Source organism: Kitasatospora sp. MY 5-36 (genome assembly GCF_001182915.1).
In the GTDB taxonomy this organism is placed as follows: Bacteria; Actinomycetota; Actinomycetes; order Streptomycetales; family Streptomycetaceae; genus Kitasatospora.
Genome location: NZ_LFVW01000385.1, coordinates 1 through 11,400, shown reverse-complemented (window position 1 = coordinate 11,400; position 11,400 = coordinate 1). Strand labels below are relative to the sequence as shown.

10 protein-coding genes are annotated in these 11,400 nt (G+C 72.5%); 8 read left to right on the top strand and 2 right to left on the bottom strand.

Annotated features, from left to right (window positions below):
- Positions 1–54: 54 nt before the first annotated feature.
- Positions 55–1,197 (bottom strand): acyl-CoA dehydrogenase family protein, encoded by a 1,143-nt coding sequence (locus tag AE652_RS23460; RefSeq protein ID WP_049654671.1) that lies wholly within the window; start codon positions 1,195–1,197, stop codon positions 55–57.
- 2 nt (positions 1,198–1,199) lie between these two features.
- Positions 1,200–2,402: a CaiB/BaiF CoA-transferase family protein gene (locus AE652_RS23455; protein WP_304414271.1), complete on the bottom strand. Its 1,203-nt coding sequence runs from the start codon at positions 2,400–2,402 to the stop codon at positions 1,200–1,202.
- A 259-nt stretch (positions 2,403–2,661) separates the two neighbouring features.
- Here AE652_RS23455 and AE652_RS23450 point away from each other — a divergent pair, with 259 nt between their 5' ends.
- The 8 genes from AE652_RS23450 to AE652_RS23415 form a co-directional block, all read left to right on the top strand.
- Positions 2,662–3,144 (top strand): hypothetical protein, encoded by a 483-nt coding sequence (locus AE652_RS23450; protein ID WP_049654670.1) that lies wholly within the window; start codon positions 2,662–2,664, stop codon positions 3,142–3,144.
- 22 nt (positions 3,145–3,166) lie between these two features.
- On the top strand, positions 3,167–5,317 hold the full coding sequence (locus AE652_RS23445; protein WP_049654669.1) for a hypothetical protein: 2,151 nt from the start codon (positions 3,167–3,169) through the stop codon (positions 5,315–5,317).
- A 5-nt stretch (positions 5,318–5,322) separates the two neighbouring features.
- The gene (locus AE652_RS23440; RefSeq protein ID WP_049654667.1) at positions 5,323–6,336 is read left to right on the top strand and encodes a hypothetical protein; all 1,014 of its coding nucleotides are present in this window, start codon (positions 5,323–5,325) and stop codon (positions 6,334–6,336) included.
- A 49-nt stretch (positions 6,337–6,385) separates the two neighbouring features.
- Positions 6,386–7,501, top strand: a complete 1,116-nt coding sequence (locus AE652_RS23435) for a hypothetical protein (protein WP_049654665.1) — start codon at positions 6,386–6,388, stop codon at positions 7,499–7,501.
- A gap of 96 nt (positions 7,502–7,597) precedes the next feature.
- Complete coding sequence (locus AE652_RS23430; protein ID WP_049654664.1) at positions 7,598–8,662, top strand: hypothetical protein; 1,065 nt, start codon at positions 7,598–7,600, stop codon at positions 8,660–8,662.
- Between the two features lie 79 nt (positions 8,663–8,741).
- Positions 8,742–9,293: a GNAT family N-acetyltransferase gene (locus tag AE652_RS23425; RefSeq protein ID WP_049654662.1), complete on the top strand. Its 552-nt coding sequence runs from the start codon at positions 8,742–8,744 to the stop codon at positions 9,291–9,293.
- A 140-nt stretch (positions 9,294–9,433) separates the two neighbouring features.
- Positions 9,434–10,411, top strand: a complete 978-nt coding sequence (locus AE652_RS23420) for a hypothetical protein (RefSeq protein ID WP_049654661.1) — start codon at positions 9,434–9,436, stop codon at positions 10,409–10,411.
- Positions 10,408–11,400, top strand: a 993-nt coding sequence (locus tag AE652_RS23415; protein ID WP_159028535.1) for a histidine kinase, incomplete at its 3' end; no start/stop codon positions are given. The genes AE652_RS23420 and AE652_RS23415, both read left to right, overlap by 4 nt.

The following is an 11,400-nucleotide window of genomic DNA, read 5'->3' as shown; positions in this document are numbered from 1 at the left end:
GGCGGGGGGCTTGTTCGGGGCGGGGACTCTGGGGGCTCGGAAGGACGGAGGCGCTCAGCCGAGGATGGAGCGGCCGACGATCTCCTTCATGATCTCGGTGGTACCGCCGTAGATGGTCTGGATGCGGCCGTCGGTGAACGCCCGGGCGACCGGGAACTCGCTCATGTAGCCGTAGCCGCCGTGCAGTTGGAGGCAGCGGTCGGCGGTGCGCTTCTGCAGTTCGGTGGCCCACCACTTGGCCATCGAGGCGTCCGCCGGGGTGAGCGCCCAGCGGTTGTGCTCGGTGATGCAGCGGTCCACGAAGGCGCGGGTGACGGCGCACTCGGTGGCCAGCTCGGCGATCTCGAAGCGGACGTGCTGGAGCCTGGCGAGCGGACGGCCGAAGGCCTCGCGCTGCTTGACGTAGTCGGTGGTGATCTCGACCAGGTACTCGGCGCCGGCGATCGCCGCGGCGGCGATGGTGAGCCGCTCCTGGGCGAGGTTCTGCATCAGGTGGACGAAGCCGCCGTTGAGCTCGCCGATCAGGTTCTCCTTCGGCACCCGGACGTCCTCGAAGAACAACTCGGCGGTGTCCTGGGCCTTCTGGCCGATCTTGTCGAGGTTGCGGCCGCGCTCGAAACCGGGCGTGCCGCGCTCGACGGCCAGCAGGCTCAGCCCGTGCGCGCCGCCCTCGGGGGTGGTGCGGGCGACCACGATCACCAGGTCGGCGAGGATGCCGTTGGAGATGAAGGTCTTGGCGCCGTTGAGCAGGAAGTGGTCCCCCTGGTCGACCGCCTGGGTGCGGATGCCCTGGAGGTCGGAGCCGGTGCCGGGCTCGGTCATCGCGATCGCGGTGATCAGCTCGCCCGAGCAGAAGCCGGGCAGCCAGCGTCGCTTCTGCTCCTCGGTGGCGAGCGAGGTGAGGTACGGGCCGATGATGTCGTTGTGCAGGCCGATCGCCAGTCCGGACGCGCCGGCCCGGGCGAACTCCTCGGCCAGTACGGCGGCGTAGCGGAAGTCGGGGGTGCCGCCACCGCCGTACTCCTCGGGGACGGCCAGGCCGAGCAGGCCCTGGCGGCCGGCCGCGAGCCAGGCGGAGCGGTCGACGATGCCGGCCTTCTCCCAGCGGTCGTAGTGCGGCAGCACCTCCTTGGCCAGGAAGGCCCGCACGGTGGCCCGGAAGTCGTCGTGCTGCTCGGTGAAGATCTCGCGCTGCAACGCTACTCTCCTTGCTCTGCCGTGGAGTCGGGGAAGGTACCGCCGGTCCCTGGGGCCGGTGTGTCAGGGTCGAGGGCGGGGACGCCCCAGTCCCGGGCCACCTCGGCGGTGTCCGCGCCCGGCCGGGCCGGCGGGCGGCGCAGGGCGCCCGGGGTGGCGGAGAACCGCGGGGCGGGGGCCGGCTGGGCGATGCCGTCCACCTCGACGTACGTCCCGCGCGCCGACAGGTGGGCGTCCGCCGATGCCTGACGCATCGTCAGGACAGGCTCCACGCAGGCGTCGGAGCCCGCGAAGACGGCCTCCCACTCGGCCCTGGCCCGGGTGGCGAAGCGGGCGGCGATCAGGGCGCGCAGTTCGGGCCAGCGGGCCGGGTCGTACTGGCCGGGCGCGTCCGGGCCCAGCTCCAGCAGCCGGGCGAACTCCGCGTAGAAGCGCGGCTCCAGCGCGCCGACGGCCAGGTGGCCGCCGTCGGCCGCCCGGTACACCGCGTAGAACGGCGCGCCGCCGTCCAGCAGGTTGACGCCCCGGCGGTCCTGCCAGTGGCCGGCCGCCAGCAGCCCCCACAGCATGGAGCCGAGGTGCGCCGCGCCGTCCACGATCGCGGCGTCGACCACCTGCCCGGCGCCGGTGGCGCGGGCGTGGTGCAGTCCGGCGAGCAGGCCGACGACCAGGTAGAGCGAGCCGCCCGCGTAGTCGCCCAGCAGGTTGGCCGGGATGCCGGGGGCCTCCTCGACCCCGCCCGGCGCCGCCACCATCCCGAGCACCCCGGCGACCGCCGCGTACCCGAGGTCGTGCCCGGCCGTCGCCGCCCGCGGGCCGTGCTGCCCCCAGCCGGTCATCCGCCCGTACACCAGCGCCGGGTTGCGCGCCAAGCACGCCTCGGGACCGACCCCGAGCCGCTCCGCGACGCCCGGCCGGTAGCCCTCGATCAGCAGGTCCGCCCGCTCGACCAGGTCCAGCACCCGCCCGGGGCCCTCCGGGGACTTCAGGTCGATCAGCACCGAACGCTTGTTGCGGTTGCTGAGGTCGTACGCCGGGTCCGTACCGAGCGGCGACGGCTCCGGCCGGTCCACCCGCACCACGTCCGCCCCGAGGTCCCCCAGCAGCATCGCCGCGAACGGCCCCGGCCCGATCCCGGCGAGCTCCACCCCCCGCACACCCGCCAACGGCCCCCCGGCCTCCGGCGCCCTGCTCGCGTCACCCACTGGCTGCTGAACCCTTCCCGACGGGTTTGACAGTAAAGCTGTCACACTCGGGATGATAGGCAAGCGACCCGCCGGTAACAAGACCTCCACCCCCGCGCCGAGCCGCCAATTCCCCCTCGACCCACGCCCGGTGAACCCGGACACTCCCCGCGCCCACGGAATCACGGAGGGTGGGTCGGTGCACTGACGGAGGCTCCCTGTACGGTCGTCATGCCGCAGGGGAGCGGCCGCTTTGCCGATTGGGGAGGATTCCGCGCGCATGGGCAACCCGAACTTCGTCACCGGACCGGTCGCACCGGCCAAGGACCCGGTGCCGAGCCTGGAGCTCGCCTCGGCCAAGGACTCCCCCTACGCCGACCCCGCGCCGCCCTCGTCCAACGGCGGCACCGTGCCGGCCCTTCCCTTCATCCACCCCGGCAAGGTCACCACCCAACTGGACACCCCGTACGAACTCAGCGCCTCGGCCGGGATGGCCCGACAGATCGCCACCGACCTCGACAGCGCCAACGGCAAGGCCGGCCCCGGCGCACACAGCCTCACCGAGTACGCGAGCACCGCGTCGACGAAGATCCGCGGCTTCGCCTTCAGCGGCGCACTCACCGGCGCCACGGAGCGGTGGCTGAAGGAGTGCAAGGTCCTGCACGACAAGCTCACCAACGCCGCCGACGGCCTTGAGCAGACCCGGCAGAACTACCACTCCAACGAGATCACGACCGCCGCCGACCTGCGCGCCACCCGGTAGACACCAGAAGGGGGAAAGACAGATGGTGTCCTTCAAGGAACTGCACGAAGCCGACTTCTCCGGGGTCAGCGACGCGGCCGAGGCCTGGGCCGGCGTCGCCAAAGCCCTCACCGCCCTGGACGGCCGGGTCGCCAAGGACCTCACCACCGCCGCACAGCGGGCCGGCTGGAAGGGCGATGCCGCCGACAGCGCGACCAGGAAGCTCCAGGACATGGACGGCGACTTCAAACAGGCCTCGGCCGTCGCCACCGCCCTCGCCGCGGTCATGAAGACCGCCGCCGAGGACTTCGCCGCCGCCCGCCGTGACCTCGACACAGCACTCCACGACGCGCAGACCCAGGATCTGACCGTCTCCGCGGACGGCATGGTCAGCTGGAGCATGCCGAAGGAGGCACGCAACGACACGGACGGCGAGGTACTGGCACGGGACATGGCCGCCAAGGCCAAAGCCGTCGCGGACCGCCTGGGCAAGGCCGTCGAGAAGGCCACCGCCGCCGACCAGCGGGCCGCCCTCCACCTCCAGAGCGACATCGGCACCAGCGACACCGCCTTCAACCCCGCCCCTGGCGGCACCGGCCCGGTCCCCGACGCCAACCGGGCGCGGGACCTGATGGCCAAGGCGTACGACCTCTCCGACGACGAACTCCGGCAGCTGCAGGCCCTCCTGACCGCGAACGCGGAGAACAGGGAATTCGCGACCACCCTGCTCAACGGCCTCCAGATCGGCGGGAAGACCGGCCCGGAGGCTTTCCTGGACTACACCAAGGTCCTCGACGGACTGGCCCACGGCAGCCACAACGCCAAGGGCTACCAGGACGTTTACGGCAACCTCGCCGTCGTCCTCGCCACCGGCACCCGGGACGCCGGCATGGGCAAGGCCTGGGAGGACGGCCTCTTCCAGGCTGCCCGCCGCCAGGGCGGTCCGGCCGGCGGGCTGAACGACAACTACCCGGCGCTCACCGCGCTCATGGAGACGAAGGGGACCTTCAACCAGGCCTTCGTCCGCAGGGTCGGCACCGACCTGCTCGACTACGAGGCCTCCAGCAAGGCCAAGGGCGTGGATCTGTGGGGCCCGGCATTCACCGAAGACCCCACGAAGGGCGACCCCCTCGCCCCGCTGCTGAGGTTGATGAGGGGCGACCGGGAGACTGCCCAGGAATTCCTCGACCCGAGCCAGAACAAGAACCTCGTCCACCTGCTCAAGGACCGCGGCTGGCTCGACGAGGGCCAGGAGCGCAAGCTCCCCGGAGACGTCCTGCGCGACACCTCGCACGAGATGTTCGCCGAGATGCTGGAGAACGCCACGACCAGCCACGACGCTTCCCGGTACCCCGCCCCGCACGACAAGGTCAGCGCGCGGATCATGGACGAGACGCTCAAGACCGTCGGCGGCACCACGCCCGGCGACAGCCTCCCGGTACCCGAGGTCCTCCGCAAGCCGATGGCCAGGATGCTCGCCGACTACGCCCCGGACATGCACGAGATCCTCGGCAAGGATCTGCAGAACCCGTCCCAGCCGAACGGGCTGACCGCCAAGCCGGAGCAACTGCTGCGAGTGGTCCGCGGCGCCCTGGAGGACACGGACACGTTCCGGATCATCCACCAGGCAGAGACCAGGGAGATCGCCCGCCGCCTCGACACGTACGGGCCCGAGGCCTTCGAGCCCGACAAGACGGGCCGCCCGAACCACGTCCTGTCCGCCTTCACACAGGAGTCCTCCAAGGTCCTCGGTTCGCTCGACGCGGCGTTCGTCAACGCGACCGTCGACCACGCGGACGCGAAGAAGGCGGGCATCGACTGGCAGCAGAGGATGGCGTACCACGCGATCGGAACGCCCGCGAACGTGGTCCCGGGGCTTCTTCTACCGGGAGTCTCCCAAGTGGTGCCGCTGGGCGACATGGCGCAGCGCCTCGTTGATGTCGGGACTGCCAAGTACGCCGAGAACGCCAAGGCCGAGATCGACACCGCCACCACGACCAGTGTGAGCACCCGGTACTCAGGGGGGCAACAGCAGTTGGACGCCATGATCGTGGACAAGGCGAGCCAGTACGGCATCGACCCCGAGGCCGCTGACCGCACGGGCACTGTGACGGAGCAGCTGGTACTCGACGTGGGGAAGGCCTACCAAACCGGGATCGACAAGGCCTACCGAGGCGCGTTCGGCAAGGGGTGAGCGCTGTGAAGACCAAGAAGACCAACCACGAAGAGAACTCCGACAACCCCGACGAGCCACGCTACCGGCTGCAACGACCCTGGCGCGGGATCGTGGTGACGGTGGTGCTGGCCGCGCTGGGCGGCGGGTCGCTCCTGCTGACGGACAACCTGACGAACGCCTTCGGGCCGGACGTCGTGTGCGACGGCGCGGTGAGCGCGGACGAAGTGAACGACGCGCTCGGGTGGGGCAAGGTCAGCGCCACGATGTACGGCGACGGGAAGCTGGACACCCCCGGCGCGTCCTGTGCGGCGATGGTGAGCAACGGGATCTTCGGCAACGACCGGTTCGCCGTCATCGAGCTCCCCAAGGCCGGAGACCTCGCCAGGTTCAAGTACGACGCGGAGTCGCAGCTGTTCGCCGCCTCGGCGAACGGAGGCGCGGCCGGCGCCGTGCACAAGTCGTCGTACGGCTTCGCGCTGCTCCCGAAGGACTGCGCCAACGGGCAGCGGGCCACCGTCAAGTCCCGGTCCTCCGACGCCCGGAAGCTCGCCGGGCTCGCCACCGCGGTGGCCAACCGCGTCGCGGCACAACAGGGTTGCGGCGGGGCGCCGCTCCCCGCACCGCGCGAGCTCACCCCGGCGGGTGCGGACCGCCCCCTCAACCGCGACGCCGTCTGCGGCCTGCCGGGGCTGACGATGCCCGACACTCCCGGTGGCCCCGTCTATCAGGAGACCGTGACCAACGCGACCGATCCGCTGTGGGCCTGCAGGATCCACTCGGACGCGGACCTCAGGTCCGCGATCACCTTCTCCATCGGCACCGATCCGCGCCTCGTCCAGCCGTGGACCCTCGACCCCGGCCCGGCCTTCGGCCGAGCCCACTGGGTCGGGCAACACGAAGTCATGGCGACATGCCAGGGACGGCCCACCCGCTTCCGGTTCGAAGTGGACGGTTTCCGGGACCTCATCGGCAAGACGACCTGGGAACAGTTCCTCACCGCCGGTGCCAAGGCGATCAACTGCGAGCCGATCCTCTGACACCTCCCGCGGGCGGCCGGTTCGCGACCGGCCGCCCACGGAGGCACGCGTGATTCCGGCCGACCGAGCAACACACAGGGGACAGCACATCGTGGAAACGAAGGACGACGACAAGCCCGACGGCTCCGCCACGGGCCTCGCCCGGCGCGTCGATGCGGCGCTCGACCGGCGGGGGTTCACCACGCGGGGGCTGCGGGTGCGGCTGGCGGTCGTACTCCTGGCGTTCTCCCTCGTTCCGGTAGGGGCGGTGGGGTTCGGGCTGTACCGGCTGACGAACCTCGGCGGGCCGGACAGTGTGTGCGACGGAGCGGTCACCGCGGACCAGGTGCACCACCTGTTGGGGTCGGGGCGGATCAGTGAGAGCAAGGGTCGCTACTCCGCCACGGAGAACTACACCGGGAACACTTGCACCGCCAGGGTCACTTCCGGCCTGTTCCAGACCTCCACGGCGGTCGCGCAGTTCACCATCACCCACAACACCGATGACGGTCCGGGCGCGTTGGCCTCCTCGGACGCCCGGCTGTTCTCCGGTGACTCTGCCGGTTCGGTGACGCCGGACGTCGCATGGGCCGTACTCCCCGAGGGGTGCGAGAAGGGCGTTCGAGCCGAGGTCCGCACCAGTGAGACCGGCCAGGACGAGACCAGGGCCCGGCTGGCCGTAGCCCTCGCCAACGACGTGGCCAAGGCGCGCGGATGCGGCAACGGGGTACCCCCGGCACCGGCGAGCCTGTCGGAGAAGGGCATCGATTCGGACCCGGACTGGGCCAACCTCTGCGGCCTGCCAGGGTTCGCACCCGCGAAGAACCCCGAGGCCCGGTGGCGCATGCCACAGCAGGTCACCACCGCCACCGCCCCGATCTGGTCCTGCACGATCGGCGGGGACCCGCGACGCGATAGCCGGGTGCAGCAGTTCGCGATCACCACCGAGCCACAGACAACCGCCCTGGGTCGGAAGAACGGTACGGCCTCCGATCTGGGTCGGGCCCAGTGGGTGGCCGGCGGAACGCTCGTCACGAGCTGTCAGGGCAAGGACGTCTTCTTCACCGTCACCGGCGGGTACTCCTCTCAGCTTGAGAAGCGCTACCTCTTCCCTGACCAGGACGACCTGGTGCGCCAGTTCCTCACCGCCGGCGGCAAGGCGATCGGCTGTGAGCCGATCCTGTGACGCCTCCCCTCCTGCGGGCGGCCGGTTGACGACCGGCCGCCCGCAGGAGCACGCCTGAATCCGACCGACCGAGCAGCAACCGGGGAACGACACACCATGGAAAACAAGAACGGCTCCGCCAACGGCCCGGTCGGGCGGATGGACGCGGCGCTCGACCGGCGGGGGTTCACCACCCGGGGGCTGCGGGTGCGGGCCGGGGTCATGGCAGTGGCGGCGGTCGGGCTGGTGGCCGGGCTGGGGGGCGCCGGGTGGGCGCTGCTGGCGGACGACATGACCAACAGGTTCGGGCCGGACAGCGTGTGCGACGAGGTGGTGAGCTCACGGGCGGTGAACGAAGTGCTCGGGTCGGGCAAGGTCAGCGCGGAGCCGTACGAGGGGAACGTCAGCCGCGGCACGGCGGTCTGCACCGTGCAGGTGGCCGGCGGGATGTTCGGCGACGACCGGAACATCCGGGTGTCCCTCGGCGAGAGCAAGGATGTGTTCCACCTCCCGATCCCTCCCGGCGCCCGGACGTTCGCCGCCTCGGCGAACGGTGGCGCGGTCGGCGCCGTCCGTGGCGACGAGGCGTGGGCACTGCTCCCCGAGGGCTGCCCCAACGGGCTCTGGGCCAGGGTCACCGCGTACTCCGGGAAGGATCCCGACCCGCTGAAGCTCGCCCGGCTCGCCGTGTCGGCGGCCGACCGCATCGCGGACCAGCGCGGTTGCGGCAAGGCGCCGCTGCCCGTCCTGCACGAGCTGGCCCCGGCCGCCACCGAGCGGGAGCTCGACGGCGAGGCGGTCTGCGGCCTGCCGGGGGTCTCCGTCCAGCGCTCGCCCGACAAGCGCTACAGGGAGGCCGTGACCGTGGGATCCGATCCCCTGTGGACCTGCGAGATCACGCCTGAGGATGCGCACGGGAGCACCTCTTCCCTCGTCATCGCCACCGAGTCCCGGCTCCGGCCGGAGGCCACCGAGCGGGACACCAGGCCGGCGTTCGGCCGTGCCCGCTGGGTGGGGTCCCTCCCCCGGGACGAGATCGTGGTGACCTGCCACGGTCGCCCCGTCTACTTCCGGATCGGCACGATCAGGCACCTGGGGCACCTGTTCTCCACCTCCGACGAGGCCTGGAAGCAGTTCCTCACGGCCGGCGGCCAGGCGATCGGGTGTGAGCCGATCCTGTAGCGGGCGAAAAATGGGCGGGCGGGTGTCGGGGTAATGGTCTATCTTGCGATGGACCTATTACGTGAGACACGGGGGCACCATGAGCACCACCACCACCACCGACCGTACCGACCCGACCGCCCGCACCGTCGTCGCCGTCTCCGAGCGGCTGGTGCTGACGCGGCCGCGGGAGGGGGACGTGGGGGCGGTGTTCGCGATCCACGGGGATCCGGAGACCAACCGGTACAACCCGCACGGGCCGCAGCGGGAGCTCGTCCAGGCGCGGGAGATGCTGGACGGGTTCGTCGCCGACTGGGTGCGGGACGGGGTGGGGTACTGCGCCGTCGCCACCCGGGAGGACCCGGGGACGGTGATCGGGTTCGCCGGGCTCTACCTGCACACCCTGGACGGGGAGCGGGTGTTCAACCTCTACTACCGGTTCCGGCCGTCCGCCTGGGGCCTCGGGTACGCGGCGGAGGCGGCCCGGGCGGCGATGGCGGAGGCGCTGCCGCGCCACCTCGGCGTCCCGGTGGTCGCCCTGATCCATGCGGACAACCTGCCCTCGCGCCGGCTCGCCGAGCGGCTCGGGCTGGTCGCCGACCCGGACGGCCGCACCGACGAGGAGGACCGGGTGATCCACCGGATGGCCTGAGGCCGGAGCCCGCCGCCCGGAGAGGACCCGCCGGAGGAACCCCCGGAGGAGCCCCCGCCCGCCGAGATCCCCCGCCAGGGGGAGCGGGATCGCGCCCCGGGCGGAGGCCCCGGCGCCCGGCCCGGCGGGACCGTGGGGGCATGAGGATCAACGAGCACATGGTGCGGGCCGGGGCGGCGTGGACGGCGGTGGCGGCGACCGGGCCGTACCTGACGCTGAAGCTGCTGTGGCTGACCGGGCATCCGGTGGGGGCGGGCGATCCCGGCGAGATGGACCGGCTGTGGCTGGTGAACCTGCTGACCTTCGGCATGGACGCGATCGCCGTGGCCCTGGCGCTGGCGTTCGTCCGGCCGTGGGGGCGGCGGGCGCCGGCCGGGCTGGTGGCGTTCCCGATGTGGGTGGCGACCGGTCTGCTCGGCACGATCCTGGTCGCGCTGCCGCTGTACCTGCTGAGCCTCCTGGTCCTGGGGCCGGAGAGCGCCGACCCGGACGACAAGGGCCTCGGCGGCTGGGTCTTCCCCGTGGTGTACGGCGGCTTCGCCGTCCAGGGCCTCGCGCTGATCACCGCCTTCGTGCTGTACGCCCGCCGGCGCTGGGCCGGGCTGCTGCGGGAGCGGATCGGCGACCTGCCGGACTCCCCCACCCTGACCGTGCAGCGCGTCCTCGCCTGCGTTGCCGCGCTGCTCGCCGCGGGTGTCGCGGCGGCCCGGGTCTACTGGGCGCTGGGCGGCACCGCCGGAGTGCCGCAGGACCTGGTGGACGGCCGGTCCCGGGGCGTGGCGGTGATGAACGGGGTGACCGCGGTGATGGCGGTGGCCGCGGCGGCGGCGCTGCTGGTCCTGGTCTTCCGGTTCCGTCCGGGGCGCCGGCTGCTCGGGCCGCTGCTGGTGGTCTGGACGGCGGCCGGTTCGCTGTTCGGCTGGGGCGCCTGGCAGTTGGTGGCCTTCGGGGCGACGACGACCCGGGTGACCGAGCTGCGGACGGCCGTCCCCGGGCTGACCCCCCTGGTCCAGGGCGCCCAGGTGGTGGCCGCGGTGCTGGTCCTGGCGGTCGGGGCGGTCGCGCTCACCGAACGCGGCACCCTCCGGCGCGCCGCTGCCGTAGAGTCGCGCGGGTGATCACGGGGGTGGGCATGCGGCTGCGGCGTACGGGAGAGGTGGGCGTCCGCCTACGGCGTGCGGCGGGGGCGTCGGTCGGCCGGCGGGCCCGGCTGCGCTGGGTGCACCTGGTGCTGGGCGGCGCGCTGCTGATGCCGTACTGGATGCTGTCGGTGGTGCTGTACGGGGCGCTCAACCCGAACCAGCCGCCCGGACGCCAACTGCTGCTCTACGTCCTGTCGTTGCTCACCTCGCTGCCGATGGCCGCCGTCACCGCGCTGGTGCCGATGGTGCGGGGACTGGAGGGCGCGGCGGCGCGGGCACTGTGCTCGGCGGCCCGGCCGGAGGAACTGGCCACCGGACCGGCCCGCTCCTGGGGCGCCCGGTGGCGCACCGCGCTCTGGTACGTGCTGCACGTCCTGTTCGGCGGGGTGGTCGCCGGGATGACGCTGGCGGGCACCCCGTTCGCGGTGGTGCTGGTCTGCGGCTTCGCGGGGACCAGGGAGTTCGTCCGGATGTGGGAGCGGCACTTCCCCGGCTGGCTGGTCACCGGCCCGGCCCTCGGCCTCGGCGTTCTGCTGCTGATCGTCGGCACCAACGCCGTCTGCGGCGCGCTGCTCGCCCGCTGGGCGCCCGCCCTGCTCGGCCCGACCCCGGAGGAGCGGGTGGCCGCCGCCGAGCGCCGGGCCACCGTGCTCGCCCAGCGCAACCGGCTGGCCCGCGAGCTGCACGACTCGGTCGGCCACGCGCTCAGCGCCGTCGGCATCCAGGCCTCGGCCGCCGCCCGGGTGCTGCGCAGCAACCCGGACTTCGCCGCCGAAGCGCTCGCGGCGATCGAGGAGACCGCCCGGGCGGCCGTCGCCGAACTCGACGCCGTCCTGGGGCTGTTGCGCGAGGAGGACCCGGAGGCCGCCGGACCCGCCGGGCCCACCCTCGCCGGGCTGGACGACCTGCTGCGCCAGCTCGGCCGCGCCGGGGTGGCGGTGGACGCCGAGCTGGCGCCCGGGCTG

Coding starts and splice junctions, on each gene's coding strand:
- AE652_RS23445 (WP_049654669.1), top strand. CDS start 3,167: ATGGTGTCCTTCAAGGAACTGCACGAAGCCGACTTCTCCGGGGTCAGC.
- AE652_RS23420 (WP_049654661.1), top strand. CDS start 9,434: ATGAGGATCAACGAGCACATGGTGCGGGCCGGGGCGGCGTGGACGGCG.
- AE652_RS23430 (WP_049654664.1), top strand. CDS start 7,598: ATGGAAAACAAGAACGGCTCCGCCAACGGCCCGGTCGGGCGGATGGAC.
- AE652_RS23450 (WP_049654670.1), top strand. CDS start 2,662: ATGGGCAACCCGAACTTCGTCACCGGACCGGTCGCACCGGCCAAGGAC.
- AE652_RS23425 (WP_049654662.1), top strand. CDS start 8,742: ATGAGCACCACCACCACCACCGACCGTACCGACCCGACCGCCCGCACC.